Here is a 262-nt window from a genome sequence, read left to right as displayed (position 1 = left end):
CGGGTAATCTCTGCCAATTTACGCAGTTGATAGCTGGCTAGTAGGCCGTAAGGAATAGCAATACGTAACATCGGCGCATAACGCTGAATATAAAGACCATTCTGCAAACGCAGTGGCAAAAACTGTTCTTCTGGCAGCTCACCCGCCAAAAACCGTTCGGTTTGGTCGCGAAACTGGGCGACTCGTTCCTCTACTAAGTTTTGGTCAGCGTAGTTATATTGATACATGACGTAATCTCAAATTTGTTTTTAGACTTAAAAGC

At 44.3% G+C, this 262-nt stretch carries 1 pseudogene; it reads right to left on the bottom strand.

The window, feature by feature from the left end:
• Positions 1-227 (bottom strand): annotated as a pseudogene (locus AAEY83_RS16190) (nitrite/sulfite reductase); the annotation flags it as partial.
• Between the last annotated feature and the right edge of the window lie 35 nt (positions 228-262).

This window comes from Psychrobacter sp. TB20-MNA-CIBAN-0197 (genome assembly GCF_040309765.1).
In the GTDB taxonomy this organism is placed as follows: Bacteria; Pseudomonadota; Gammaproteobacteria; order Pseudomonadales; family Moraxellaceae; genus Psychrobacter; species Psychrobacter submarinus.
This window is presented reverse-complemented; position numbering and strand designations above follow the sequence as displayed.